The organism is Yunchengibacter salinarum (assembly GCF_037658235.1).
Taxonomy (GTDB): domain Bacteria; phylum Pseudomonadota; class Alphaproteobacteria; order Sphingomonadales; family Kordiimonadaceae; genus Yunchengibacter; species Yunchengibacter salinarum.
Map to the genome: position 1 here is coordinate 70911 of NZ_JBBJLN010000008.1, position 26223 is coordinate 97133.

The window sequence follows — 26223 nt, forward strand, 5'->3', positions numbered from 1 at the left end:
TTTACCGCTCACGCCTTGGCCGCTTGCGCGGCCCGGCTTTGTTTACCGCTCACGCAAGCGCGCTTCGCGCGCGCTCCGCGAGGGCGCCGCATAGGCGGCGGGGCGCGGTCGCACCCTCCGCTCATCCCGCGCATTGGCGGGATGGCGGTAAAGGCAACGCCGGGGAAAGCGGGGGCTTTTTTATCGCTCACGCAAGCGTGCTGCTCACGCGCTCCGCGAGGGCGCCGCATAGGCGGCGGGGCGCGGTCGCACCCTCCGCTCATCCCGCGCATTGGCGGGATGGCGGTAGAGGCAACGCCGGGGCGTTTTGATCAGAACTGGTAGCGCGCGCCCAGGAATATGCGTCGGCCCAGCGGGTTGGCCGGGAAAGTGGTGACCTGCGGCGCGGGGGTCCGATTGCCTATATTATTAATGCCCGCATACAGGGACAGGCCGTTGTCCAGATCATAGCTGGCCGCGATATCGTGGATGAAGCTGTCCCCGGTGAAGGGGTTCAGGAAGTTGCCCACATTCTCGATCTCCACGCCTTTGGTCATGCGCGACATGTAACGCAGATTGTAGGATACGGTCAGCGCGTCATAGCCCCACGTCAGGCGATTGTTGATGACCCATTCCGGGCGCCGGAATTCCATCACTTCCTGGTCTTTCACATCCGGCGTCTGCTGGTTCGGGGTGACGGTGAAACGGTCCAGCCAGGTCCCGAAGGAGCGCAGCATCACAACGCCATAATCGGCGGTTTCGCCGCCCAGGTCGAATTCATACTGAATATCGAAATCGACCCCTTCGGTCTTGATGCCGCCAATGTTCGCCGTACCGACGCGGATGGAATCCAGACTGAACGGAAACTGGCCCCCGCCACGGTTGCGCGCAATGTTGTCGCACAACACATTATCGGGGAAATCATTGGCATCGAAGCAGCCGTTCACCACACCCTGCGGGGATACGACGGAAATGGCGTCTTCCAGATCGATCGACCAGTAATCCACCGTGGCGGTGAAGCCCGGCAGCGCACGCGGCATGAAAACGGCGCCGATGGTGATGGCGTCGGCGGTTTCTTCCTCCAGGTCCGGGTTGCCCGCGCTGATGCCGGGGATCGAAATGCCGGCGCGGCTATCCACGAAGCCGCCAAACACGCCGAGCGCGCCATCGGAAAGGCAGTTGTCGCGGCGATATTGCGACCCATCGTCGATATTGCCCGCATCACACGGGTCGGACACCACGAAACTGGATGCGGTGGAAGGCAGGAACAGTTCCCGGATATTGGGCGCGCGGATGGATCGGGAATAGGCGCCGCGAAAGGCAATATCGTCGATCGGTGCCCAGGTCAGGTTGCTCTGCCAGGTGAAAGTGGACCCCACGGTGGAATAATCGGACAGGCGGAAAGCGCCGCTCAGGGTCATTTCCTTGGCAAAGGGGGCATCCACGAACAGCGGCAGTTGCACCTCGCCGAACACCTCCCAGACATCGAAACTGCCCTCCAGCGGCGAATTCTGCGGGTTGCCCGTGGCCGCATCATCGAACCGCAGCCCCGTGCGCGAAAACAGGTCCGGCGAGAAGCTGGAAAATTCATCCCGGTATTCGCCGCCAAAGGCGAACCCGATCGGCCCGGCAGGCAATTCCACATCCACAATGCCGCTGTCACCGCTCAGCACCAGAGAGATCACCTCCTGCTCCGTGCGGGTGGTATTGACCGCATCGACGGTGACAAAATCGATGGCGGCCTGGCTGGCATTGCCCTCGCCGAATATGTTCAGCGGCTGGCAGATACCCTGGCCCGGTGTGAAGGTCAGAAAACCCACCCCGCCCGCGGGCGGGGTCAGGTCCGGGGCGCCGTCCCCGTTCAGATCCACTTCCGAACGGCAGGCGGGCTGGCCGGTGGCCGGGTCGATCACCGCGTCCAGCGCCGCGAAGAAGCGGTCGTTCACCCGCTCGTCGCTTTCGGTGAAGTCCTCGGTGAAGCGGCCATAATTATAGCTGAATTCATAGCTCAACCCGCTTTGAAAATCGCCCTGAAAGCCGGTGACCAGCCGCAGGGTGTCCCGCTCGGCGAACTGATCCTGAATACCCAGATCGAAAAAGCTTTTGGACACCAGCAACTGCGTGCTGTCCGGCAGCGTATCGCCCGCCATGGACAGCGCATCCGCCAGCGGCGCGGGCACAAAGGGATTTTCCGGGCTGACCGGCAGGAACACATTGAAGCTGGCAAAACTCTTGCGGCGCTCGGCGGAGGTGAAGGCCCCCTTGAAATCGGCGAACCATTCCAGCCGCTTGTCAAAGCGATAGCGCGTGTTGAAATCCACGATCAGGGTTTCGCTTTCCGGCAGGATGCCTTCCACATTGTCCTGCCCGGAAATTTCCGAATCCGGGGAATTCAGGTTGGAAAAGCCCCCCACGACCGTGCCGTCATCGAAGATGCGAAGCGTGTTGCCGTCCGCCCCGGTTTGCAGCGCACCGGGAAAGAAGGGCCGTTGCCCCTGCCCCAGATCCAGAATGCCGTCATTATTGACATCGATGAAGAAATTCACGCCCGCGGGGACGGTGGTATCGGCCCCGAAGTCACCGTTGAAATCCAACGCGATCCGCCCTGTACGACCCGGCGGAAAGCCCACACTGGTGGCGAAGAAACGTGGCGGCCCGGCGGGGTCTGGATTGTTGGTCTGTTCCTCAATGGCGCCATCGCGGCAAAAGGCCGCTTCCCCGCACACCAACTGCGCCTGATCGCGATAATCGATATTGACCTGAAAATGGCCGCGATCACCGTCAAACGCGCGGCCATAGCCAAGCGCCGCCGAAAAGCGCTCGCCATTGCCCCGGTCATTGATCTGAAAATCCGACCGGGCAAAGAACCCTTCCCGGTCCCGGCGGGTGATGATGTTCACCACCCCGGACACGGCATCCGCGCCGTAAATGGCGGATGCCCCGCCGGTCAGGATTTCCACCCGGTCGATCATGGACGGGGCGATGGAATTCACATCCACCGCCGTATCACCGGCCCGCGCACCCACATGGCGGCGACCGTCCACCAGAACCAGCGTGCGCCCGGTGCCCAGACTGCGCAGATTGAGCGCGCCGATCCCGAAAGATGTGCGCCCGTTCGGCCCCAGCGGCGTATCGCCCCCTTCGAAATTGCGAAAGGCGGTGAAGAAATCCAGCGGCGTGGCCGCATCGATGGAATTGACAAGGGCGGGGGACCGCTTCAGGAAATCCACCAGATCCTTTTCACCGGAAAAATCCAGATCGTTCCGTTCCATGACGGAAATGGGCGCTGGCGAGATCAGGCTCCGTGCCTCGATCCGCGAACCGGTGGCCGAAATGTTTTCCGTATCGATCAGGCTGGAAAAATCCAGAACCGCCGTGGATTTCCCGGAAGTCCGGGGGGGCTCCCCACCGTCCTGCGCCGAAGCCGCCGCGAACGTCGGAACCGGCAGCGCCAAGGCCAGGGCCGCGCTCGCCATCAATATGGCCCGAAGCCGCGAACTGGAATATTTCATGCCCTGTTCCCCTGGATAAGAAACGACACCGGGCCGCTCCGGTATCGGGCTTTCCCGCCCATGAGCCACCAGCATTTTCCGGTGTAACGCGAATGGCAAGACGGGCTCCTGGAATCATTACCCCATCGGGGCCATCGGTTTAACTGTTTCCGCATCTCGTTCGAAAACAGTAAACACCGAGTCTTCCAAGCTTTACCCATCTGACCATGAAAGACCTAAAGAAACCGTTATGATAATCGGATAGGCTGCGCCCTTTCATGTTATCGGTTTTCTTTGGAAAACAGAGTGCCAGCCATCGCCCAAAAGGCGTCAGCGCGACAGGAAGCGAGCCAGGGGATAAGCGCTCAGCCCGTGCAAGGCGATGCTGGCCAATACCGTCATGACCACGGTGGGAAACAGAACGCCTGTCGCGGGAAGCGCGACGGGTTCCAGCATACCGTCTGACGGCGGGAAGCCGCTGCTCTGCGGGGCGGTGGCCATCAGGACGAACACCAGACTGGCCATACCCCGCGGCCCCATCCAGCCGAAAAACAGCCAGCCGCGCCAGCCCTGCCCGCTGCCGATCAGGGCGACACCCACCGCCAGCAGGCGCACCACCAGCAGGCTGAGCGCCACATAGGACAGCACCGGCCCCAGCGCGGCGCCGTCCAGCGCCATGAAACCGGCAAGGCCGGCGGGCACCATCACCGCCCCGAACAGCATAAAGGTAATATGGCTCAGAAAATCGGCCTCCATCTCGGCAAAGGGATGCAGGTCCGGCAGCAGGGCCCGTTGCCGTGATCCCAGCAACAAACCGGCGGTGAAAGCGGCCAGAAAGCCGTTGCCGCCCACCGCGCTGGCCCCGGCCCAGGCCAGCAGGCCAAGCATCAGCAGGCCGGGCCGCACCGTCATATGGCGGGCATAGCCACGGGCCAGCGCCCAACTGAACAGCCGCCCACCCGACAGGGCCACAATGGCGCCCACCAGCGGCCCCAGCACCACCTGTCCGCCTACCAGCCACAACAGGGGCGCGACGCCCGCGTCCGCAGCGGCGCCCGCGACCTCCCTTGAAGACAACAGCAAAGCCACCAGCACCACCGGCAGAACCAGCCCGTCGTTCAGGCCGGATTCCGCCAGCAGGTTGTCGCGCCAAAGGGGGTTGAGATGGCCGGAAGAGATCACAGGCCGACCAAGGGCGGCATCGGTGGGGCTGACTATGGCCGCCAGCGCCAGCGCCTGAAAAAGGGGCAGGCCCGGAAACAGCCACAAGGCGGCCATCATGCCCAGCCCCACCATGAGCGGCAGCGCCACCAGAAGCAGCCGCCCGGCCACCTGATGGGCTATGGCCAGATGGCGCGGGCGCACATGGCTGGCATCGGTGAACAGCACCAGCGCCAGGGTGATTTCGGCCAGCAGCAGAAAGGTTTCCGCCGTCAGGTCCACATTGATCAGGCCAAGCCCGATCGGCCCCAGCCCGATGCCCGCCAGCGTGAAGAACAGCGGCGCGGTTACAAGGCCCCGGTGCAGCAGCTTTGAACCGGCGCCATAAAGCGCAAAGACCAGCGCGATCAGGGCAAAGGCACCGGCCCCCATGGTCTAGGCGCCCCCGGCGATCATGCCCGCCACCCGTCCAGCGCCGGGCCGAGCGCCTGTTTCAGGGGATCGAGCCAGGGCTCGAAAGGCCGCCACTGCTCCATGCCGCCCCGGTTGATGGGCTGGCGCACCTGCTCGCTGGAGGCGGTGCGCACCGCGCGTCTGGTCTTGTGGAAATCCACGCACGCCTGCTCGAAAGGCAGGCCGCAAAAGTCGAGAATCCGCCGCACCTGACCTTCCAGGTCGTCCACCACGTCCTCATGGATCACCTTGAGAATCCGGCCCGGCATTACCTGATCCCAATGCTGCATCAGGTCCACATAGCCGCGATAATAGCGCCCGATTTCCTCCAGCCCATAGGTGAATTCCTGGCCCTCGGCGAACAGTTGCTTGAAGCCGGAAAAGCAGCAATCCATCGGGTGGCGGCGGGCATCGATGATCTTCGCATTCGGCAGGATCAGGTGCAGAAAGCCCAGATGGCGGAAATTATTGGGCATCTTGTCGGTGAAAAAGGGCGCCTCGCCCCGGTGAATGCGGGTGTCCTCGATATAGCGCTCGCCAAGGTCGCGTATCTGATCGGCGCTCAGATCATGCAGCACGCGGGGATAGGGCGATGTCTGCGTGATCCGCTCCCGCCCCCGCAGCTTGTGGCTGAGTGCCAGAATATTGGGCAGTTCCATGGTGCCATCCACCTGGGAGTGGGAGGCGAGAATCTGCTCCAGCAGGGTGGACCCCGCGCGTGGCAGGCCGACAATGAAGATGGGGTCCGGGTCTTCCGCGCCCATGCCCGCCTTGGCTTCGAACAGGTCGGGGGTGCAGATGGCCTTCTGGGCGGCCAGTTCCTCGTCCATCTGATCGGCCCTGTAGCGGCTTTGATCCCGTTTCAGGCGGTTGCCGCGTTCATAATAGGCAAAGGCATCGGCATGATCGCCGCGATCCTCCAACCCCTTGCCGAGCGCGAAGCACAGATGCACGCGATCGGTGACGGTCAGGTCGTCCCGCGCTTCCTGCGCCCGCATGGTGTCGATCTCGTCATCGCTGAACCGATAGGTCTTGAGGTTGGCCAGGCTCCAATAGGCATCGCCATAATCGGGCCGGGCCTGGTAGCTGGCGCGGTAACTTTCCACCGCCTTGTCCGTCTCTCCGATGGTCTTGAGCGCATGACCGCGCGACAGCAGTGTGACCGGATCGTCGGGCAGCTTTTCCAGCACCCGGTCGAACAGGCCAAGCGCCTTGTCCGTCTCCCCGGCCATCTGGCTTTCCACCGCATAATTGGACAGGAACACCGGATTTTCCGGGTCCCGATCATACAGGATCTTCGCCTGAGCCAGCGCATCGGCGTAACGCTGACGCTTGCGCAGCAGGCGCATATAATCAATCCGCACGGCCACATTGTCCGGCTCCAGCTCCAGCGCGGTGGACAGCAGAAACTCCGCGTCCTCCATCACATTGAGCCTTGAGCCCAATTCCGCCAGAAGCCGCATCCCTTCCACATGCGTTTTGTTCCGCTTAAGAAACGACCGGCAGAGCTGCTCGGCCTTGTACAGCTTCCCTTCATGCAGAAAGCTGGTCACCGTTTGCAGGGGCTTTGGCAGCGCGGCCATGCGATCCCGCTGCATGGCGGCGATGCGGGCGTTTTCCGCCTCGCCGCGCGCTTCCAGCAGCCTGATCTGCTCGTTCCAGCTCGACAGCAGCGCCGGATTGTGCGCCGTGGCCCGCTGATAGGCGGTCAGCGCCGCATCCCACTGGCCGATGTCCCGGTTCAGGTGCCCTTCTTCCTGCCAGGCGCGGCCCGAATCCGGGCGAACGGTCTTCAGGCGGCGCAGGGCATCCCGCGCGCGGCGGGTGTCGGACTGCATACGATGGCACACCGCCTTGGTATAAAGCGCATCGCCATTGTCGCCGTCCTCGGCCAGCACGGCATCAAGGGCGGCCAGCGCCTGATCCACCCGGCCCGCCTGAATCAGTTTCTGGGCCTCGGCCACCGGGTCCGAAGCATCCGCACGGGGCGGGGCCGCGGTCATGGTGGTTTCATGGGTGCCGCTGGGGGCCTTGTCGTCGGTCTCGCTCACCACAGCTCTCCTGCCCGTTCACGCATCTGGTGCCTTTCAATGCAAACAGGGGCGACCATACTGGTCGCCCCTGCCGTTTGGAACCCCTGACGGGCCTGTTTGGTCTCGCACGGTCCTAGTAGTCGTAGGACACGCGGAAACCGTAGGTTGCCGGGCGGTTCGTGAAGATCCGACGGTCGGCATCCTGGGTGTTGATGAACAGGTCCGCGCGGGTATCGGTGATATTGTCCGCGAAGGCGGTGAACTTCCAGTTCGCCTTGGAAACGCCAAAGGATGCGTTCCAGATGGCATAGTCATCCTGCGGGAACCGGTTGTTCGGCTCCACCACGATGGAGGAGAAGCTGGAGCCGCTGTATTGCAGGCTGGACTGGGCGAAATAGTTGTAGTCGCCCTCGAACCAGCTATAGCGCGCCCGCAGGGTGCCCTGGAAGTTGGGCGCCAGCGCCAGTTCGCTGCCTTCATCGGCCACGTTCACGGCACTGCCGGCCACGTCGGTGATTTCCGTATCCAGGATGGAGAAGGCACCGAACAGCGTCAGGTTGTCCGTCGCCGTCCAGATGAAGTCACCTTCGATCCCCATGATCTCGGAATCGGCCGCATTGTCGTTGAAGGTCAGGAAAAAGATGTTCTGGTTGAACACCGAAGTCTGCATGTCCGACCATTCAACGAAGAAGGCGTTACCGTTGAATTGCAGCGTGTTTTCGAACAGGCTGGTTTTCCAACCCAGTTCCCAGTTGGTCACTTCGTCGGTTTCGAAGGTGCAGGGCACGAAGCCGAAGGTTTCGTTCCCGTTGCCGCAACCGCGGTTCATGCCGCCGGGGCGGAAGCCCTCGGACCAGGTGAAGTAGAACAGGGTGTTGTCCGTCGGCGTCCAGGAAGCGTTCCCCTTGAAGATCACGCCGCTCTCATTGGCGGGGCGGAAGTCTTCCAGCACATTGTCCAGGTTGGAACCGAACTGGTTCACGTCCTCACCGGCGAACAGGTTGCCGAAGGAGGAGTTGGCACCGCCCACGAGATCCACGTCGATATCGTACCAGCGCGCGCCGAAGGTCACTTCCAGCGTGTCGGGAACCACCTCATAAGTGGCTTCACCAAAGCCGGCGATCTGTTCTTCCGTCCGGGTGATGTCATTGAAGAAGATCACGCCGGGCGCCCGCTCGGTGGGGTCGATCGCGGTCTGGTCCGGGAACGGGGCATTCTGCGGGAAGCCCGTGCGTTCACCAGCGAAGTTCCGCACGAATACGGAGCCGTTATAGATGAAGTCCCCGCGATCCTTCAGTTCCAGATCGTCATAGAACACACCCGCGGTCAGACGGAAGCGGTTTTCCGCCGGGGTGGTGAAGCGCAGTTCGTGGGTCTGCTTCGTCACGTTCACCTGGTTGCGGGCCGACAGATTCGGCGCCTGACAGGTGCCCGCCGGGGCGGCATCGCCCGGATAGGAGACGGACGCATCACAGATATAATACGGGATATACTGACCTACATCGGCATAGCCGGTGTAATCGATGGTCTGGTCCGTATCCCGGTCCAGGAAGGCGCCGGTATAGACCACGTCCAGCATACCCACCTTGCCGTTCAGCGTCCAGGCGGTGTTGTTCCAGCTTTCTTCCAGCTTGTCCGGCGCGAAGCGAGTCACTTCCAGATCGCCCACTTCGGGGTCATAGTCGAACACGCCGCTGGAATTCAGCTTCTGGCGCATATGGGTGACCAGCAGGTCCCATTCGTCATTGATCAGCCATTTGGCGCCAACACGGAAGCCTTCATAAGAGGTATCGTTGAAATCGTCTTCAACCAGTTCCGTGTTGTTGGCCTCCAGGAATTCCACATCGGACAGGTCGGCATCGCCCTGGAAGCCGCCTTCCGCAAAGCGGGGGCTGGTTTCCAGCGTCTTGGTGCCGCGCACATTATCGATATAGCCGCCCTGATTGTCGCTGAAGAAGGCACCGCGGAAGGCCAGCTTGTCTTCGATCACCGGAATGTTCACATGGGCTTCCACCTTGTGGCTGGCTTCGCCATTCTTGGTGGAGGACACTTCCGTATCGAAGCCGGCCTCAAAGGTGTTGATCTTCGGCTTGTTGGTGATGATCCGCATGGTACCGGCCTGGGAGCTGGCACCGAACAACGTGCCCTGCGGCCCGGGCAGCACCTCGATCCGCTCGATGTCGGTCACATACACATCAAGGTTCCGGCCCGGCTGGGAAACGGGCTGCTCGTCAAGATACAGCGCCACGTTCGGGCTCTGCCCGTTGGAACCGGAAAGCTGTACGGCGAATGTATCCGTGGCCATGCCACGAATATAGATCGTGCTCTGCCCCGGACCCCGGCCACCGGCGGTCACATTGGGCAACTGCATCATATAGTCATCGAAATCGGAAATGCCCATGTCTTCAAGGGCGGTGCCGGTCAGAGCCTGCACGGCCACGGCAACGTCCTGCGTGGTGGATACACGCTTGGTTGCCGTTACTTGGATTTCCTCAACTTGTGCTGCTGCGCCTACGGACCCGGCGGTGATCGCCGCGGACGACATAAGGGCAAGCTTCAGGGAATGTTTTGCTAACATGCTTAGCGATCCTCAGCCTGTTTCAAGGGATTGATTTGTTCGCTTGGAATAGCGCGGAATATATGGATTTTTGCCAAAAATGCACGGGCTTTTTTAAAATAGATAAAGTCTGTTGTTAACCACTGAAAACTTGCAAATCACGAATAAAAATAGAAAACGTGACCCTTTATCAAATAAGCCCGAAAACTTTAAGCAGCGTGTTAATTCATTGTTTAATGATTTTTTACTCATAACGCATAAATTAGGAGAATTTTAAACGTGTAAACAATGATTTTGGAAAAGTAAGTATGTGAATTGTTTTAAAAAACAGTAAGTATTTTTCCATATAAATATTGCGCCGCACAACGCTCAAAATCGCCGCACAAGCCCGGATATATTCGGATTTCAAACCAACTGTGGTTTTTATGCCACAAATTTGACGCATTTCAGCGGGCCGATCGGTTCGACCATCAAATAAAAATACGTGCTATCTGAACGCACTTCACGAATCGAAACGCCCGGTATCGCGGGCATAAACCAGCGCCCGGCCCGTTGCCACGCATTGATTCCGGCCATCCACACATACGGTTTTCAAATCAACCAGATGCTTTTCCGGTCGAAGGGCCGTGATGGTGACGCTGGCGGTAAGGGGCTCACCCGAATGGGCCGGCGCGGCGTCCAGCAGCGCAGGCGCGGGATAGCGGGTTTCCTGCTTCAGATAATTGGTGCCCATGCCGGGCAGTTTCACGCCCAGCAGATAGCTGAACAGCGCGCCGATCAGGGGGGCGGGCACACGATCCCCCGCCGCTTCGCCGCCCAGCGCGGCATAGGCCGCCATGTCCCCGGCGGCAAACCGGCGCGTGATCTCTGCCGTCTGGCCGACCCACAGCCCCCGCCCGGATGCCCCGGAAGGTCTGCCCGCCCCATGCGCCCTTTCCGTTTGGTGCACCGGGGCCGCATCCCCCGCCGGGACCGCCTGCCCGGCGGGTTGCATCCAGGCGGTGCCCTCGCAGGTGCACACACCATCGGCCACCCGATGCACCGCCACGGGCACGCGCAGGCCGTCGCCATCCGCCACTGCCGCGCCCAGGGTGAAGGTCATCGCCTCTCCGGCGAAAGTGGGGGCCGGAAACATCAGTTTCTGGGCCGCGCTCACATGGTTTGGCAACAAATGGCCAAGCATCCCCTGCAAGACGGTATAAAGCAGCATTCCATGCGCCACGGGGCGCCCGAAGCGGGTGCGGGCGCAGAATTCGGGGTCCACATGAATGGCGTTGTCATCCCCGCTGAGCGCGGCGAAGGCGTCGAAATCCGCCTGATCGAACACCAGTTGACGAATGCAGCCGCCCGCATGGGGCCGGATCGGTTCGGATTGCATGGGTCCCCTCTCCTCAGCGGTCCAAAAGGGACCGGTCAATCAGATGTTTCTGAATCTTGCCCGCGGCGGTGCGGGGGAAATCATCCACGCACACAAAGCGTTTGGGCACCTTGAACGGTGCCAGACGGGCGCGACAGAACTGGCTCAGTTCCGCGCTGTCCGGCAGGGTGTGGCCAGGGCACGGCAACAGGAACGCCGCGCCCACTTCGCCCCATTTGTCATCATCAATGCCGATGACGGCGGCTTCCAGCACCGCTTCATGGCGGGTCAGCACATTTTCCACTTCCGCCGGAAACACATTCTCCCCGCCGGAAATGAACATGTCCTTCTTGCGCCCGACAATATAATAATAGCCGTCCGCGTCCTGCATGGCGATGTCACCGGTCTTCAGCCAGCCATCGGGCGTGAAAGCGGCGCGGGTGGCCTCGGGGTCATGCCAGTAGCCGGGGGTGACGCCGGGGCCGCGGATCAGCAGTTCCCCGCTTTCCCCGGCGGGAACCGGGCGCCCGTCACCGTCCACGATCGCCACGTCCGCCAGCAGTTGCGGGCGGCCCACAGAGCCCACCTTGTGCTCGGCGCCATGGGCGTCACCGAAAAAGACCGTGGGGCCGGTTTCCGTCATGCCCATGCCGCCCATGATGCGGATGCCCCGCGCCAGATAGGTGGCGGCCAGCGCATCGGGCAGCGGCGCGCCGCCGCACCCCCAGTTACGCACCGGGGACGGATCGAACCCGGCGAATTCGGGGTGCAGGGAAAGCGCCTGATACACCGCGGGCACGGCAAAGAAAACACTGATACGACCGGCTTTCAGCGCCGCCATCACCGGGTCCGCGTCAAACCCCGGCAGCAGCAGCACGCGCCCGCCGCGCAGCAGGGTGGGCAGGGTGTGCAGATTGATCCCCGCCGTGTGGAACAGGGGCAGGAAATTGATCGTGGTGTCGCTGGCCCTGAGATCGGTGCCATTGCCGATATTCACCGCATTCACCACCGCCATCCGCACGGTCTGCATCACCGCCTTCGGCGCCCCCGTGGTGCCGGAGGTAAACAGCAGATACCACAGCCGGTCGCCGGGCCAGGCGCGGTCGGTCACAAGCGGATCGGTGGCATCCCGGCGCGCCGCGTAGCCTTTTGGGTCGGCGCTGTCCAGATCGAGAAAGGGGGCGGCATGGGATGCGCGCGTCAGACTCTCCGTGGCCGTCGCCCGGTCTTCGGCCCCCGCGCACAGCAGCTTTGGCGTCGCCCGGTCGATCAGCGGCGCCAGTTCGGCAGGCGGCATACGCCAGTTCAGCGGCACCAGCACGGCACCGATCTTGCCGCAGGCGAACAGCAGTTCGAAAAAACCCACCCGGTTGCGGGACAGCACCGCCACCCGGTCGCCTTCGCCGATCCCCATGGCCACCAGCAGACCGGCGGCCCGCGCCGCCCGGTCCTCCAGCCCGCGATAGCTGACCGTCTCGCCGGTCTCCAGATCCTCAAAGGCAATGCGCGCGCCCTGAAGCGCCGCCTGCCGGGCCGTGAAATCAAACGCGCAGTCGATCATTGTCCCCCTCCCCTCGCTGACGCCTCGTTTTTCGCTGGCGCCCCGCTTTTCATGGGCGCCCCGCTTTCAGCGACGACACGAAGCGCCGCATGGCAGCGATCACGGCGGGGTCCGCAATATGCGCCAGAAACGCCTGCCTTTCCGCCTCAAGCCGCGTCGCCACATGATCAATACGGGCGCGATCCCACACAAGGGCGCGGGCCGTGGCCAGCGTGGCCGGGGATTGCGCGCGAATCCCCGCCAGCCAGGCGCGCACCGGCTCTTGCAGTCCGTCGCGCGGGCCCACCCAGTCGGCCAGCCCCAGTGCCTGCAATGTTTCACTGTCGAAACGATCATTGCACTGCAAGGCCGCCAGCGTTTTCTGTGGGCCGATCCGCAAGGGCAGAAGCGCCGTCCACCCGCCATCGGGGGCAAAGCCCACTTCGCCGTAATAAGGTTGCAGGAACGCCGTCCCGGACGCCGCCACCCGATCCGCCGCCAGCATCAGCCCGGCGGCGCCGCCCGTCACCGCGCCGGGCACCACCGCGATCAACGGCACCGGCAGGTCCAGAAGCGCCAGAATGACCCGATTGAGCGTGCCCACCAGCTCTTGGGCATAGGCACGCAGATCGGCGGGCGTATCACTGTGGGCGAGGAAGGCGGTCAGGTCGCCGCCGGTTGAAAAGCTGCGCCCCTCGGCCCCCAGCACCACGGCGCGCACGGTTCCGGCCCCAGCGGCTTCACGGGCGCGACCGATCGCCTGCTCAAGCGCGCTCAGAAGCGGCAGATCCAGGCTGTTATGGCGCTCCGGCACGGCCAGCGTGATCCGGCACACATCCCCGTCTATAGCGTCCATGACCGGGGCGGCAGGCATCAGCCAGTCTCCTTCCCGATCCGGGCATCCCCGCCAGATGCGGCATTGCCCGCGGCTGCCCCTTCCCCGGCACCCCCCTCTTTGGGGGCCAGCCCGTCCGCCACCAGGTCGCGGAATACGGCGGCCACATCGGCGGCGGGGCGGTCATCGTGCCAGACCGCATAGCGCATCCCCAGAAAAACGCTCATGCCGATCAGCGCCCAGGCCCGCACCTCCGAATCACCGGCGCGGATTTCGCCCCGGCGCGCGGCATCTTCCAGATTGTCCCGATAGGCGGCGGCGAAACCCTCATAATAGGCATGATAGGCATCCGGCGCCACGAACTGGCTTTCCATCACAATGCGGTAAAGGTCCCGGTGCTGGCGGACAAAATCGATAAAGGCCGCCAGGCCGCCTTCCTCCGCGCTCAGCCGGTTGGGCGCGTCCGCGACCCGCGCGGCGATCCAGCTTCGGGTCAGCCGCCCCATATGACCCACCAGCGCCCGGAACACCGATTCCTTGCTGTCGAAATAGGTATAGAAGGTGCCCAGCGCCACCGCCGCCCGCGCGGTGATCCCGCTGATCGAGGCATCGTGGAAGCCCAGCGCGCCGAACTCTTCTTCCGCCGCCTGTAGCAATTTGGCCTGCGTGCGGGCACCGCGCTTGGTTTTGGGCGACTTGTCGCCGTCTGAAATTGAATATTGATTCATGTTTCATATTCTCCCATACTGAGGACGCATTGGCAAGGCGCTCAACTGGCCGGTCGCCCTCTTGGGAGGGAGGCGTGACCCCATCGGCCGCAAGCCGCCATGCGGGGAGGATAAAACAAAATGCAACCGCATACCGCATCGGAAACCGATCGGCGCGACGGAACAGTCACCCTGTCCGACGGCTTCGTCCTGCACTACCGGGATTGTGGCAGTGGCCCGGCCCTGCTGTTCCTGCATGGCTGGGCGATGGATGGCACGCTGGCCCGGCTGGACGGGGCGCCGCCCTTGCAGGGCTTTCGCCTGATCGCGCCGGACCTGCGCGGCCATGGCCGAAGCCGCGTGACGGACCCGAAGCTGAGCGTGGACCAACTGGCCGACGACGTGGCCGAACTGATCTCCGCGCTGAACCTGAACCGGGTAATCCTGTGGGGCTGGTCCATGGGGGCCATGCTGGGCTGGCTGCTGATCCGCCGTCACGGCACGGCGCGACTGGCCGGCATGATCGTGGAAGACATGAGCCCCCGCGCCACCGACACGCCGGACTGGCCGCACGGCCTGCGGGATGGCCACAGCCCTGAAAAGGCACAGGGTCTGGCCCGCTATATGGCCGATCACTGGGCGAATTTCTGCCCCCATTTCGTCGCCCGTGTCCCGGCCACCGGGCGAACCGGCCCTGAAGGCACCATCATGGCGGCCTGTCAGCGGGCGGCCCTGAACGCCGACCCCGTCAGCATGGCGGCACTGTGGCGGTCGCTGGTGGTGGCGGATGCGCGCGACGTGGCCGACGGCCTGGACCTGCCGCATCTGCTGCTGCCGGGCACCCTGAGTCAGCTTTACACCGATGCCGCCGCCCGCTGGCTGCACGCGCGACTGAAAAACAGCGTGCTCACGCCCATGGAGGGGGCCGGGCACGCCCCGCATCTGGAAGTACCCGCGGCCTTTGAGGCCGCATTGCAGGGTTTCGCGCGCAGCCTGTGCGACACCTCAAGAACAACAACACCCGGCGCCGGGCCCAGCCCGGACCCGGCCTGACGACCATTTTCAGACCCTGAGGGAGGGACCCCATGACCGTATCGAATCAAACCATGACCCATCGTCGGCGCACCCGCCTGCTGGCAGGCGCGGCCGCCGTCGCAATGCTGTCCGCCCCGACCGTGGCCCAGCAGGCCACCGGAGAGGCCGACGAGGATAGCGGCGTCTTCGCGCTGGAAGAAATCCGCGTAACCGCCCGCCGCCGGGATGAACGGCTGCTGGACGTGCCCGTGGCCATGACCAATTTCGGTGGCCCGCAGATGTCCAAACAGGGCATCCAGAGCATTGTGGAACTGGCCAAGTTTTCGCCCAACGTGACCCTGGAAGTCAGCCGGGGCACGAACACGACCCTGTCCGCCTTCATCCGCGGCGTGGGTCAGCAGGACCCGGTGGCCGGCTTCGAGGCCGGCGTGGGCCTGTATGTGGATGACGTGTACATCAACCGGCCCCAGGCGGCGGTGCTGGACATTTTCGACGTGGAGCGGGTGGAGGTGCTGCGCGGGCCGCAGGGCACGCTCTATGGCCGGAACACCATCGGCGGCGCCATCAAATATGTTACCGCACGGCTGGAGCCGGAAGCCGAGATGGAAGTGCGCGGCACCTTCGGCACCGACCAGAAGGCCGACCTGGTGGTCTCCGGCTCGCTTCCCGTCAGCGACACCTTCCGGGTGGGCGGCGCGTTCGCCACACTGAACCGGGACGGCTTCGGCGAGAACCGCAATCTGGAAGGCGTGGACAATTACAACAAGAAAATCCTCGCAGGCCGGGTTTCCGCCGAATGGCTGCCGTCGGATTCGCTGTTTGTCCGCCTGACCGGGGACTATATCCGCGACACCTCCGCCCCGCGCGGCGGCCACCGCCTGATCCCCGGCCAGTTGACCGGCGCGCCGGTGCTGGATGACGTGTTCGACACCCGCGCCGGGCTGAACGTGGTCGAGCAGGAAGTGGAAGCCGGCGGCGTGCACCTGACGGCGGAATGGGACATCACGCCCAATGTGCAGCTCAAGAACATCCTGGCCTACCGCGAGGACAGCAGCGCCACGCCGATCGACTTCGACAGCCTGCCCCAGGCCGATCTGGACGTGCCGGCCCTCTATAAGAACGATCAGTTCTCCGAGGAATTACAGCTCAATTTCAGCGGCGAGGATCTGAACGGCATTCTCGGCTTCTATTATCTGGATGCCAACGCGCTGACCGATTTCGACGTGCTTCTGGCCACCACCGGCGATGCCATCGGTCTGCCGGGGCTGAATGCGACCACGCTCGGCGATGTGAAAACGGAAACCTGGGCCGTATTCGGGGATTTCACCTATGACATCACGGAAACACTCAGCCTGAACCTGGGCGCCCGCTTCACCAGTGACGAGCGCACCAGCCGGGTGGAACGCCAGACCCTGATCGGCGGGTTCAGCGAGCGCTTCGGCGGCGACGCCACGCCCATCGCCACCACGTCGGACTTTTCCGGCAGCGCCAAGTTCGAATCCTTCACGCCGAAAGTGACCCTGACCTGGAAACCCGCCGAGAACCACAATGTCTATTTCACCTTCTCGGAAGGCTTCAAGGGCGGCGGCTTCGACCCGCGCGGCCAGACCACGGCGGCCCCGGACCTGAACGGCGACGGCGTCGTGGGCGAGGATGACATCTTCGAATTCATGAAGTTCGACCCTGAAACGGTGGACAGCTTCGAACTGGGCTGGAAAGGCGCACTGGCCGATGGCCGGATCAATTTCAGCCTGGCGGCCTTCATGTCCAACTATACGGATGTGCAGATCCCCGGCTCGGTGGGCGTTGACACCGACGGCGACGGGGTCAGCGACACCTTTACCGGCATCACCTCCAATGCGGCGGACGCCGATATCAATGGCGTGGAATTCGAAGGCCAGGCCCTGGTGGCCCGCGACATGGGCACGGCGGGCGACAGCCTGAACTTCGCCTGGACCGTCGGCTATCTGGATGCCGAGTTCAACACCTTCATCGATGCCTTCGGCGAGGACGTGGCCGACGAGCGGGTGTTCCAGAACACCCCGGAATGGACCCTGTCCGGCGCGCTCACCTATGCCACGCCGATGAACCTGATGAACCGGGATGGCCTGCTGTCCATCATCACCTCGGTGGCCTTCCGTTCCGAAGCCAGCCAGTTCGAACAGCCCAACCCGTTCCTGGATCAGCCCGCCTTTGCGCTCTGGGATACCAGCCTGGTATGGGAAAGCGACGACGAGGACTGGCAGGTCGCCCTGCATGGCAAGAACCTGACCAACAAGAAATACATCGTTTCCGGCTATGACTTCGTGAATATCGGCAATGATGGCAGTTTCACGCCGACGCTGGGACTGGAAGGCACGCTGACCGCCTTCTTCGGCGATCCGCGCCAGGTCTTCCTGACCGTGGAACGCCGTTTCTGACAGGGCGGACGTCGCCAAACCATGCGGGCACCCCTGATGCGGGGGTGCCCGTTTGTGCCGCGCGCCGGGCTGGCGCATGACCGATGACCGGTCGCGCGTGTCCACCCCGTGCCGATCAAGGAGGCAGCGCCCCATGACCAACCCGCACCCCCCATCCACCGACCCCCGGCCCATTGCCGATGGCCCGCCGCCGGAAGATGCCACGGGCACAGGCACGGCCCCGCGCCCCGATACCGGGGCGGTGATTCCCCCCGCGGCGCGCCGGTCGTTGATACTGGCGCTGCTGATTCTGGTCTATACCTTCAACTTCATCGATCGCCAGATCGTCGGCATTCTGGCGGTGCCGATCAAGGCGGATCTGGGGCTGAGCGACACGCAGCTCGGCCTTATGGGCGGCCTGGCCTTTGCGCTGTTCTATACCTCGCTCGGCATCCCCATTGCCATGATGGCGGATCGCATGAACCGCACCTGGATCATGACCGCCGCCCTGACCGTGTGGAGCGCCATGACCGCCATCTGCGGCACGGCACAATCCTTCTGGCAGCTTTTCGCCGCCCGGCTGGGCGTGGGCGTGGGCGAGGCGGGCGGCGTGGCCCCCGCCTATTCGCTGATCTCGGATTATTTCCCGCCCAATGAACGGGCGCGCGCCCTGTCCATCTACAGCTTCGGCATTCCCATCGGCAGCGCGCTCGGCATCGTGCTGGGCGGCACCATCGCCAGCGAGGTGGACTGGCGCACCGCCTTTTATACCGTGGGCCTGGCCGGGCTGGTGATCGCGCCGGTCTTCAAGCTGATCGTCAAGGAGCCGCAGCGGGGCCGCTTCGATCCGCCAACGTCGGATCGCGCCCCCGCGCCGTTTGGCGTGGTGGTGAAGACGCTGGCGAAAAAGCCCAGCTTCTGGACCATGTCCTTCGGAGCGGCCTGTTCCAGCATGATGGGGTACGGCCTGTTCTTCTGGCTGCCCAGCTTCTTTGTGCGCTCCTATGGCCTCACTCTGGTGGAAGCTTCCCTGTTTTACGGCGCCATTCTGCTGGTGGCGGGCATTGCCGGGATATGGCTGGGCGGCTGGCTGGGCGACAAGGCGGGCGAGCGCAATCGCGGCGCCTATGCCCTGATTCCCGCCGTGGCCTTTCTGGCCACCATTCCGTTCTTCCTGATCGGGGTGATGTCGCCCTCATTGCTGATTTCCGGCATCGTGTTCCTGATTCCCACCGCGCTTGGCCTGGCCTGGCTCGGCCCGGTGCTCAGCGCCATTCAGCATGTGGTGCCGCCCAACATGCGGGCCACCGCTTCCGCCGTCTTTCTGTTCGTCAACAATCTGGTGGGAATCGGCCTGGGCACGGCATTGATCGGGCTGATATCCGACACCCTGAAAGCCACCTTCGCGGACCACGCGCTGCGCTATGCGATCATGTCCGGCACGGTGTTCTACCTGCTGGCGGCCCTGCTGTTCTACCTGTCCAGCAAGCGCCTGGCCGCGGACTGGGAAGGCGAATGATCTTTGACGACAGGGCCGGGAACGGGTAGCCCTGAAGACCGGTACACACAAAAACAAGGGAGAGATCTCCATGATCGTCCGCACACTGGAAGACATCATCGGCACCGACAGGGACGTGGAAGCGGAAGGCTGGAAAAGCCGCCGCCTGCTGCTGAAAAAGGACGGCATGGGATTCTCGTTCCATGAAACCATCATCCCCGCCGGGGCGGAACTGCACCTGTGGTACAAGAACCACCTGGAAGCGGTCTATTGCGTGGCCGGCAATGGCACGATCGAAGACCTGGCCACCGGCGAGGTGCACCAGATCAAGGACGGCACCATCTATGCCCTGAACGAGCATGACCGCCACATCCTGCGCGGCGGCACGGAAGACATGCGGCTGGTCTGCGCCTTCAACCCGCCCGTGACAGGCCGCGAAACCCACGACGAAGACGGCTCCTACAATCTGGCGGAAGATTAAGCCTGCACGCTTCGCGTGCAGGCTTTGTTTCCGCTCACGCAAGCGCGCTATCGCGCGCGCTCCGCTTGGGCGCCGCATTGGCGGCGGGCCACGCTTGTGGCCTCCGGTGCTGCCGTGAGCAGCACCGGTAGAGGCAACGCTGGTGCGGGTGGAGGCTATTTTTCCGCTCACGCAAGCGCGCTATCGCGCGCGCTCCGCTTGGGCGGCGCATTGGCGGCGGGGCGCGCTTGTGGCCTCCGGTGCTGCCGTGAGCAGCACCGGTAGAGGCAACGCTGGTGCGGGTGGAGGCTATTTTTTCCGCTCACGCAAGCGCGCTATCGCGCGCGCTCCGCGTGGGCGCCGCACTTGCGGCGGGGCGCGGTCGCGCCCGTCGGATAGGTCCGTGTTCAGACAGGTCGGTGTCTGGAATTATTGATGTTGCGGGGGTTGGCTGGAGGCGCACCTGGGGGCGCGGTCTTTCAGCCAGCCGTCAAGCGCCTTTAAGGAGCTTTCCAGCCGGGCCGCATATTCCTCGCTATGCATAAAGGCCCAGAAACGGTCGGAAAAGCTGGTGGGGACGATCACTTCCACCATTTCCAGCCGGGTGCCGCAGGGGGTCAGCGGGTCCAGCGTCACGATCAGTTCCCGGTCCCGGAAATCCGACTGCTGCACCACATGGAAAAGGCGTTCCGGCACCACCGCCGCCGTCTTTTCCACGCCGGTCCAGCTTTTGTTCATGCGCCGCCAGAACAGCATACGGCTGGCCCCCTGCTCCTGCGGGGCGCCGCGCAGGCGGGTCATGTCCGACAGGTGGGTCTGCCAGCGGGTGCGATTGCGGTTTTCCAGCACCCAGGGCCAGACCGCGGACGGCGCCACATCAAAGCTGCGCGCGGCGGACACCTTGAAGCCACCGCCGTCGTGAACCAGCACGGCCCGCAGCACCACCATGGAAAACAGGGCCGCCAGCAGGGCCACCACGCCCTTGTGATACAGATTCCAGTCGCGGAAGCGGTCTTTCGGCTTGTAGAACACCGTGGTCTCCTGATGCGGCTTGGGCAGGCCGCCGGGCGCGGCCCGCTTGACCCTGTTATCCCCATAGGACTACGGTTGCCATGCACCCCGGATCAAGCCTTCATGCACCGGGGTGGCATCTTTGGGGCGGTTCATTGGGGAAACGGACGCATGACCATCACACTTGTCACCACCAGTTTCATGGCGCTGCTGCTTCTGGCGCTGTCCTATCGCGTCAGCAAGGTGCGGCTGGCCACCAGGACATCCATTGGCGACGGCGGCCATGCGGACCTGCAACGGGCAAACCGGGTACAGGGCAATTTCACCGAATATGTGCCGCTGGCGCTGATCCTGATCGGGCTGCTGGAATACAGCCGGGTATCCGTCTATCTGGTGGTCGGCCTGGCCGCCCTGCTGGTGGTTGGCCGGGTGCTGCACGCCATCGGCCTCAGCATGAACACGGACAGCAACCCGTTCCGCTTTCTCGGCACGCTGTTTACCTGGCTGGTCCTGCTGATCGGTGCCCTTGTGGGCCTGCTGGCGGGCTATGGCCTGGCCCCCATCACCGGCTGATCCACGGCAAATGGCCCGCCGACTGACGGCATGACCGGGGCAAAGGCGGGCCGGACCCCAAAGGAAGCCTGATAATGTGGTCTGCCGATCCGGTCGAACCGTCTTCCCCGTCGCCGCCCCTTGCCCGGCTGGTGGACCACATGAAAACCGGCCCCGCCGTGCTGCTGGACGACAGCCGACCGGCGCACCGGGCCGGGCCGTCACGGCTGTTCCACAGCCCCGAAAGCCTGATCGTCGCCCATGACCTGAACGCGGTACCGGCGGCCATGGCGGCGCTGGACAGGGCGGTGGCCGCCGGGCACGCCGTGGCGGGCTGGATCGGCTATGAAGCGGGCGTCTGGGCGGAACCGAGCCTGCCCCGCCCCCGCCACATGCCCGGCGAGCCGCTGATCTGGCTGATGGTGGCGCCCGCAAGCGAAACCCTGACGCCCGCGGCAACAGCCGCGCTGGTGGCGGCCCTTGGGGATGCGCCGACCCGCCTTGCGCTGGGGGACGGGCCGGATCGCGCGACCTATGACCGGGCCTTTGCCACCATTCAGGACCACATCGCCGCGGGCGAGGTGTATCAGGTGAACCATACCTATCAGCGCCCGGCCACACTGTCCGGGCCGCCCGCCGCGCTGTATGGCCGGGTGCGCGCCCATCAGCCGGTGGCGTTCGGCGCGCTGATCCACACGGGCGGGGCAAAGCCTGTGCATGTGCTGTCCTTTTCGCCGGAGCTGTTCGTGCGTCGCCGGGGAGATGCCCTGACCAGCCGCCCCATGAAGGGCACCGCCCCGCGCCAGCCCGACGCGCCGGGCGACCTGGCGACGGCGGCGGCGTTGAAGGCCGACGCCAAATCCCGCGCGGAAAACCTGATGATCGTGGACCTGATCCGCAATGATCTGGCCCGGCTTGCGGCCCCCGGCAGCGTGCGCGTGGACCCGCTGTTCCATGTGGAGACCTATCCCACCCTGCATCAGATGACATCCACCGTACACGGTCGGCTGAATGCGGATCGGCGGGATAACGCGCGCCTGGCCCCCTCGGCCCTGCTCAGGGCGCTGTTTCCCTGCGGGTCCGTGACCGGTGCCCCCAAAATCCGGGCCGAGCGCCTGATTCACCAAATGGAAGCGGCCCCTCGTGGCATCTATTGCGGCGCCATCGGCCATTTTTCCGGCGGCGACGGCGCGGCGGCGGACTGGACCCTGTCCGTGCCGATCCGCACCCTGATTCTGGACCGGGCAATGGACGCGCGCACCCACCGGGGCCGCATCGGACTGGGCAGCGGCATTGTGGCGGACAGCGATGCCAAGGCCGAATTTGACGAATGTGCCCTGAAGGCCGCGTTCCTGACGCGCACGGATGCATCAGCGCCCGACCTGATCGAGACCCTGCGGGTGGCGGCGGACGGCTCCTGGCCGCTCTGGTCGCGCCATCTGGCCCGGCTGGCGGACAGCGCCCGGCATTTCGATCGCCCGCTGGACCCGGCGGCGGCGGAAAAGGCGGTGCGCGCCGCGCTGGCGGATGCACGCCGCCACGCCCCGGACCATGACGGCCCGTGGCGTGTCCGCCTGACTCTGGACGCCGCGGGCCGCCCCGCCGCCACATCCGCCGCCTTTCATGATGCGGCGCCCCCGGTCTGGTCGCTGGACCGGATCGACCAGGCGGCGGATGTGGCTGTGGCCTGGGCATCAAAACCGCTGGATACGACCACGCTGCCCGTGCATCACAAGACCACCGACCGGGCCTTTTACGACATCCCCTTCCAGCACGCCGGGCAGGCCGGTTATGGCGAGGTGCTGTTCACCAACCATGCAGGCCGGGTGACCGAAGGGGCCATTTCAAACCTGTTCGTGAGACTGGACGGGCGCTGGTGCACGCCGCCGCTGACGGACGGCCTGCTGAACGGTATCCTGCGCCGCACGCTGCTGGAAAACACCGCCGCGCTTGACACCGCACCCCTGACCCCGGACATGATAGCCCGTGCCGAGTGTCTGGCCGTGGGCAATGCGCTGCGCGGCCTGAGGCGGGCGCGGCTGCACGACGTGCGAATCTGAGCGCCACAGCGCCGCCCCGACCGCCCCCGCCGTTCCGGCAACCCGGCAGCCCCGCCCGCCGCAAACGCGCCCGTGCGGGATACCGGCCATGGTGGATCGCAAAATTCTGGAAGGACCTGTTGCCCATGTTTCTCGCCCGACTGAAAACCGCCAGTGGAGATCGCCTGTGCCTGGTGGACCCGACCGATGAGCCGGGCGCGGGCCGCTATCTGCCCGCCGCCACGCTGGATCTGATGCTGGGGGACGATCTGCCCGGCTTTCTGGCACGGGCCGACTGGGACAGGCTGGTGGCCAGGGCCCGGCGCACGGGCGGCTGGGCACCGATGCGCCAGACCCGCTTCCTGCCGCCCCTGGGGCTTTCCAGCCGGGTGTTCTGCGTGGGCAAGAACTACAAGGAACACGCCGAGGAACTGGCCGATGTGGGCTCGCCCCACTCCACCGAGGCGCCGGATATCTTTCTGCGCCTGCCCCAGTCCTTCACCGGCCATGGCACGGCCCTGCGCTTTCCCAGCGGCGAATCCAGCTTCGATTTCGAAGCCGAACTGGCCGTGGTGATTGGCCGGGGCGGCAGCCGCATCACGGCGGACCAGGCGCCGCGACACATTTTCGGCTATGCGCCCGCCAATGACGGCTCTTTGCGGCGGCTGCAAAAGCGCACCAGCCAGTTCACGCTGGGCAAGAATTTCGACCGTTCCGGGGCGCTGGGGCCGGTGATCGCGCCCCGTCAATATCTGCTGGATGCCGGGCTGGACCCGTCGGACCTGGGCGTGCGCAGCCGGGTGAACGGGCGCATCATGCAAGACGGGCGCACCAGCCAGATGAGCTTCCCGGTGGAGCGCCTGATCGCGGTCCTGAGTGCCGTCACCGCGCTGCTGCCCGGCGACATCATTCTGACCGGCACACCCAAGGGCGTGGGCGCCGGGCGCACGCCGCCGCACTTTCTGGGCGACGGGGACCGGCTGGATGTGGAAATCGAAGGTCTGCCGCGCCTGTCCTGCCTGGTTTCAGCGGTGAAAACCCCGATCCTGTAATCCCGCCCCGCCCCCACGGCAAACCCCGCGCCCGTGGCATCCGACACACCGGGCGGAATCGGCTGAAAAAACCTTGCCCGGCCCCGTTTTAGCCGGGTTTGCGCCTTTTTTAAGCCGGATTTGACAGATTTATTAACCCTATCTTCAAGGGCAGCCCCTAAGCTGGATCTTGCCGTTCAAGGACCGTGTTTGGCGGTTCGGGCAGGGTGTGAGGCACTGACACACCCACCCGGCGTACAGGTCAGTCCAGCGGGGCATCCCCAGACAACCTGCCGCTGAACCGGATAACCCGCCGCCAATGCGGCCATTCGCCAGAATACTGGCGCACACCACCCGGCCCGTCGCCCGCGCGACCCGATGCCGGCACGACGAAAGCAAACGGTGATGACCCGACCCACAGCCCAAAGCCGCCTTGATGACGCCAGCCACGTAACCGGCACCGGCCTGACGGATGCCACCCGTGATCTGGCCCGCCGCCTGATCGCCCATATGGGGCGGGAGGAAGCGCGCCAGATCTGCCGCGAAAACGGCTGGGATGGTGTACTGACCGCCATCGACCGGCACGCCTGACAGAACAAGGCGAACAGGTGCCGACGGCGTTTCACGGCGCCACGCACCAAAAGTCCCAGCGAATACGCCGCACCAGCGGGTCTTTCCCCGCTTTCGAAATCACCCTTCAAGCGGCTCAACAGGGCCGATTTTACACGATTCGCGGCGCTTGTCCGGCCCGTGAAAGAACGCCAGTTCGGGCGCCATGCCAGATGGTTAGGCCAAAGTCCGCGACTCTCCCGCCGCTTTTGGCAAATGTTCCCGCCCCGGTGCGCCAATGGCCGTAAAGTAAAATTTTTCCTTGGAATCGTGAAATATTGTTGGATTATAGGGCGCGAGCCGGATCACCGAAAGGATCACATGATCGGTTGACCGGGTCTTGCAGGCTTTTCGGCCTGCGCGATCCTCACCGTTCGGGTGGGACCATCACAACGCTCCCGGCGCCAAGCGGTGACACGGGGGCAGCCTGGCCAAGGTATAATGGCGGGTGATCGGCAAGGTTGGGAGAGACGATAACGATCGGACCGGTCTCACTGTTCCAGGCGTTGGGGTCACGCGATGCGCGGCCCGGCGCGGTTTTTAGTGTGCCTTCCGCTTTCCCAATCTGATCAGAGGGTAAGGACCCACAGGCCGCTGGCGCTTCTGGCGCAGGCGTGTCGCGTCGGGTTCTTGCATGGTTTGGAACCGTTATCGCCACGCTTGGCGGTAACGAAAGTGGAAACCCATGTGGGCAGAAAATGGATAAGGCTAAAGTGAAACGGAAAGCTGTCTCGACGGCTGCGGTAGCCTCGATTCTTCTGGGGGCATCCTTCGCACACGCGCAGGAATCCAAGCTCGACCAGATCATTGACGAGGTTGATCGCAGCAACGAAATCGCTCAGGCGTCTCAGCAGAAAATCGATGATATTGCTGATGAGACTTCTTCCCTGTTCCAGCGCTACAAGGCGGTTCTGAAAACGAACGCCGGGCTGCGGGCCTATAACGCTCAGCAGCGGCGCGTGATCAGCGAACAGGAAAAGGAGCTCGCCAAGATCGAGAAATCCATCAGCCAGATCGACGAGGTGAAACGTCAGATCACCCCCTTGATGCTGGAGATGATCGACAATCTGGAAGAGTTCGTCGAAGCCGACATTCCCTTCCAGACCAGAGAGCGCATGGAGCGGATCGACAATCTGCGTGACGCCATGGACGACCCCAATGTCAGCGACCCCGAGCGGTTCCGCGTGGTGCTGGAAGCCTACAAGGCGGAAGTGCAGTACGGGCGGACCATCAATGCCTATGAAGGCGAGCTGGACGATGGTCGCGTGGTCAACATGATCCGGCTAGGTCGCGTGGGCTACTACTATCAGACCAAGGACGGCAAGGAGACCAAGGTGTGGAACAAGAACACCGGCTCCTGGGAGACCGTGGAGGCCGCCATGGCCGACAATGTCAAGGATCTGATGAAAATGGCTCAGAACCGGCTGCCGCTTGATGTGGTGACCCTGCCCCTCCCGACCCCGGAGGAGAAATAAT

The 26223-nt window shown here is 64.0% G+C and carries 18 protein-coding genes; 9 read left to right on the forward strand and 9 right to left on the reverse strand.

Features of this window, described 5'->3' with window-relative positions:
* Window positions 1-311: 311 nt before the first annotated feature.
* The 8 genes from WGH93_RS09935 to WGH93_RS09970 form a co-directional block, all read right to left on the reverse strand.
* Window positions 312-3491 (reverse strand): TonB-dependent receptor domain-containing protein, encoded by a 3180-nt coding sequence (locus tag WGH93_RS09935; protein ID WP_374764732.1) that lies wholly within the window; start codon window positions 3489-3491, stop codon window positions 312-314.
* Window positions 3492-3800: 309 nt separating this feature from the next.
* Window positions 3801-5063: a cation:proton antiporter domain-containing protein gene (locus tag WGH93_RS09940; protein ID WP_374764733.1), complete on the reverse strand. Its 1263-nt coding sequence runs from the start codon at window positions 5061-5063 to the stop codon at window positions 3801-3803.
* 20 nt (window positions 5064-5083) lie between these two features.
* Window positions 5084-7087, reverse strand: a complete 2004-nt coding sequence (locus WGH93_RS09945; RefSeq protein WP_445530152.1) for a tetratricopeptide repeat-containing sulfotransferase family protein — start codon at window positions 7085-7087, stop codon at window positions 5084-5086.
* 163 nt (window positions 7088-7250) lie between these two features.
* A complete protein-coding gene (locus WGH93_RS09950) occupies window positions 7251-9695 on the reverse strand; it encodes a TonB-dependent receptor (RefSeq protein WP_374764735.1) in 2445 nt (814 codons plus the stop codon).
* A 481-nt stretch (window positions 9696-10176) separates the two neighbouring features.
* The gene (locus WGH93_RS09955) at window positions 10177-11052 is read right to left on the reverse strand and encodes a MaoC/PaaZ C-terminal domain-containing protein (RefSeq protein ID WP_374764736.1); all 876 of its coding nucleotides are present in this window, start codon (window positions 11050-11052) and stop codon (window positions 10177-10179) included.
* Between the two features lie 13 nt (window positions 11053-11065).
* Window positions 11066-12592: a class I adenylate-forming enzyme family protein gene (locus WGH93_RS09960; RefSeq protein ID WP_374764737.1), complete on the reverse strand. Its 1527-nt coding sequence runs from the start codon at window positions 12590-12592 to the stop codon at window positions 11066-11068.
* A 49-nt stretch (window positions 12593-12641) separates the two neighbouring features.
* Complete coding sequence (locus WGH93_RS09965) at window positions 12642-13445, reverse strand: enoyl-CoA hydratase/isomerase family protein (RefSeq protein ID WP_374764738.1); 804 nt, start codon at window positions 13443-13445, stop codon at window positions 12642-12644.
* Window positions 13445-14134, reverse strand: a complete 690-nt coding sequence (locus WGH93_RS09970) for a TetR/AcrR family transcriptional regulator (RefSeq protein WP_374764739.1) — start codon at window positions 14132-14134, stop codon at window positions 13445-13447. The genes WGH93_RS09965 and WGH93_RS09970 overlap by 1 nt, the downstream gene beginning before the upstream one ends.
* A 120-nt stretch (window positions 14135-14254) precedes the next feature.
* On the opposite strand from WGH93_RS09970, the gene WGH93_RS09975 reads away from it, so the two are divergent.
* The 4 genes from WGH93_RS09975 (at window position 14255) to WGH93_RS09990 (ending at window position 19526) form a co-directional block, all read left to right on the forward strand.
* Window positions 14255-15166, forward strand: a complete 912-nt coding sequence (locus tag WGH93_RS09975) for an alpha/beta fold hydrolase (protein WP_374764740.1) — start codon at window positions 14255-14257, stop codon at window positions 15164-15166.
* Window positions 15167-15198: 32 nt separating this feature from the next.
* A complete protein-coding gene (locus WGH93_RS09980) occupies window positions 15199-17568 on the forward strand; it encodes a TonB-dependent receptor (protein ID WP_374764741.1) in 2370 nt (789 codons plus the stop codon).
* 271 nt (window positions 17569-17839) lie between these two features.
* Window positions 17840-19066, forward strand: coding sequence for a spinster family MFS transporter (locus WGH93_RS09985; protein ID WP_374764847.1), 1227 nt, complete (start codon window positions 17840-17842; stop codon window positions 19064-19066).
* 70 nt (window positions 19067-19136) lie between these two features.
* The gene (locus tag WGH93_RS09990) at window positions 19137-19526 is read left to right on the forward strand and encodes an ectoine synthase (protein WP_374764742.1); all 390 of its coding nucleotides are present in this window, start codon (window positions 19137-19139) and stop codon (window positions 19524-19526) included.
* Window positions 19527-19934: 408 nt separating this feature from the next.
* Here the strand turns inward: WGH93_RS09990 and WGH93_RS09995 are convergent, their stop codons facing one another.
* Window positions 19935-20537: an SRPBCC family protein gene (locus WGH93_RS09995; protein ID WP_374764743.1), complete on the reverse strand. Its 603-nt coding sequence runs from the start codon at window positions 20535-20537 to the stop codon at window positions 19935-19937.
* Between the two features lie 150 nt (window positions 20538-20687).
* Here WGH93_RS09995 and WGH93_RS10000 point away from each other — a divergent pair, with 150 nt between their 5' ends.
* The 5 genes from WGH93_RS10000 (at window position 20688) to WGH93_RS10020 (ending at window position 26222) form a co-directional block, all read left to right on the forward strand.
* A complete protein-coding gene (locus tag WGH93_RS10000; protein ID WP_374764744.1) occupies window positions 20688-21089 on the forward strand; it encodes an MAPEG family protein in 402 nt (133 codons plus the stop codon).
* A gap of 74 nt (window positions 21090-21163) precedes the next feature.
* Entirely contained in the window at window positions 21164-23128 is a 1965-nt protein-coding gene (gene pabB / locus WGH93_RS10005; RefSeq protein WP_374764745.1) for an aminodeoxychorismate synthase component I, read from the forward strand.
* 125 nt (window positions 23129-23253) lie between these two features.
* Window positions 23254-24159, forward strand: a complete 906-nt coding sequence (locus tag WGH93_RS10010; RefSeq protein WP_374764746.1) for a fumarylacetoacetate hydrolase family protein — start codon at window positions 23254-23256, stop codon at window positions 24157-24159.
* A gap of 384 nt (window positions 24160-24543) precedes the next feature.
* A complete protein-coding gene (locus WGH93_RS10015; RefSeq protein WP_374764747.1) occupies window positions 24544-24729 on the forward strand; it encodes a hypothetical protein in 186 nt (61 codons plus the stop codon).
* A 716-nt stretch (window positions 24730-25445) separates the two neighbouring features.
* Window positions 25446-26222, forward strand: coding sequence for a DUF3450 domain-containing protein (locus tag WGH93_RS10020; RefSeq protein ID WP_374764748.1), 777 nt, complete (start codon window positions 25446-25448; stop codon window positions 26220-26222).
* Window position 26223 lies beyond the last annotated feature (1 nt).

What these genes read in the sequence shown, in the direction of transcription:
- WGH93_RS09940 (WP_374764733.1), bottom strand. Translation starts at nt 5,063, where the DNA reads ATGGGGGCCGGTGCCTTTGCCCTGATCGCGCTGGTCTTTGCGCTTTAT.
- WGH93_RS09990 (WP_374764742.1), top strand. Translation starts at nt 19,137, where the DNA reads ATGATCGTCCGCACACTGGAAGACATCATCGGCACCGACAGGGACGTG.
- WGH93_RS09960 (WP_374764737.1), bottom strand. Translation starts at nt 12,592, where the DNA reads ATGATCGACTGCGCGTTTGATTTCACGGCCCGGCAGGCGGCGCTTCAG.
- WGH93_RS10000 (WP_374764744.1), top strand. Translation starts at nt 20,688, where the DNA reads ATGACCATCACACTTGTCACCACCAGTTTCATGGCGCTGCTGCTTCTG.
- WGH93_RS09955 (WP_374764736.1), bottom strand. Translation starts at nt 11,052, where the DNA reads ATGCAATCCGAACCGATCCGGCCCCATGCGGGCGGCTGCATTCGTCAA.
- WGH93_RS09945 (WP_445530152.1), bottom strand. Translation starts at nt 7,087, where the DNA reads ATGACCGCGGCCCCGCCCCGTGCGGATGCTTCGGACCCGGTGGCCGAG.
- WGH93_RS10020 (WP_374764748.1), top strand. Translation starts at nt 25,446, where the DNA reads ATGGATAAGGCTAAAGTGAAACGGAAAGCTGTCTCGACGGCTGCGGTA.
- WGH93_RS10010 (WP_374764746.1), top strand. Translation starts at nt 23,254, where the DNA reads ATGTTTCTCGCCCGACTGAAAACCGCCAGTGGAGATCGCCTGTGCCTG.
- WGH93_RS09935 (WP_374764732.1), bottom strand. Translation starts at nt 3,491, where the DNA reads ATGAAATATTCCAGTTCGCGGCTTCGGGCCATATTGATGGCGAGCGCG.
- WGH93_RS09965 (WP_374764738.1), bottom strand. Translation starts at nt 13,445, where the DNA reads ATGCCTGCCGCCCCGGTCATGGACGCTATAGACGGGGATGTGTGCCGG.
- WGH93_RS09970 (WP_374764739.1), bottom strand. Translation starts at nt 14,134, where the DNA reads ATGAATCAATATTCAATTTCAGACGGCGACAAGTCGCCCAAAACCAAG.
- WGH93_RS09950 (WP_374764735.1), bottom strand. Translation starts at nt 9,695, where the DNA reads ATGTTAGCAAAACATTCCCTGAAGCTTGCCCTTATGTCGTCCGCGGCG.
- WGH93_RS10015 (WP_374764747.1), top strand. Translation starts at nt 24,544, where the DNA reads ATGACCCGACCCACAGCCCAAAGCCGCCTTGATGACGCCAGCCACGTA.
- pabB (WP_374764745.1), top strand. Translation starts at nt 21,164, where the DNA reads ATGTGGTCTGCCGATCCGGTCGAACCGTCTTCCCCGTCGCCGCCCCTT.
- WGH93_RS09980 (WP_374764741.1), top strand. Translation starts at nt 15,199, where the DNA reads ATGACCGTATCGAATCAAACCATGACCCATCGTCGGCGCACCCGCCTG.
- WGH93_RS09975 (WP_374764740.1), top strand. Translation starts at nt 14,255, where the DNA reads ATGCAACCGCATACCGCATCGGAAACCGATCGGCGCGACGGAACAGTC.